General features: G+C 77.1%; 1 pseudogene. It reads right to left on the reverse strand.

The window, feature by feature from the left end:
• A pseudogene (locus tag KDL01_RS42795) lies at positions 1-349 on the reverse strand (class III lanthionine synthetase LanKC); the annotation flags it as partial.
• Between the last annotated feature and the right edge of the window lie 31 nt (positions 350-380).

Below are 380 nucleotides of genomic sequence, written 5' to 3' on the forward strand. Positions count from 1 at the left end.
GTGTCCCCGTTCCTGCGCCAGCACCCGTTCCCCGCCCCGGTTCGCGGGCCGCGCCCTGGGCGAGCAGTTCCGCCGCCAGACGCCCCGCCTCGAGTGCGGCCCCGAGCGGCGCCGCGTCCCCCGTACGTTCGGCGAAGTGCAGCAGCCCCAGCCCCACACCGGCGAGCCCGTCGCCGAGACCGTGCCCGAGCCGCTGCCAACGCTCCGCGAGCACCAGATCCACCAGCCCGTACGCCGCGTCCGCGCGACCGAGCAGGTCCAGCGTGTACGCGATCCCGAGCGCGCCGTCGTACAGTCCGACCCCGGCGTCCTGCGGCAACTGCCCCGCCCGCTTCACCAGCCACGCCACGTGCTCCTCCGGCACCGGCGCCCCCGCCGCG

It is taken from the genome of Actinospica durhamensis, assembly GCF_018139695.1.
Taxonomy (GTDB): Bacteria; Actinomycetota; Actinomycetes; order Streptomycetales; family Catenulisporaceae; genus Actinospica; species Actinospica durhamensis.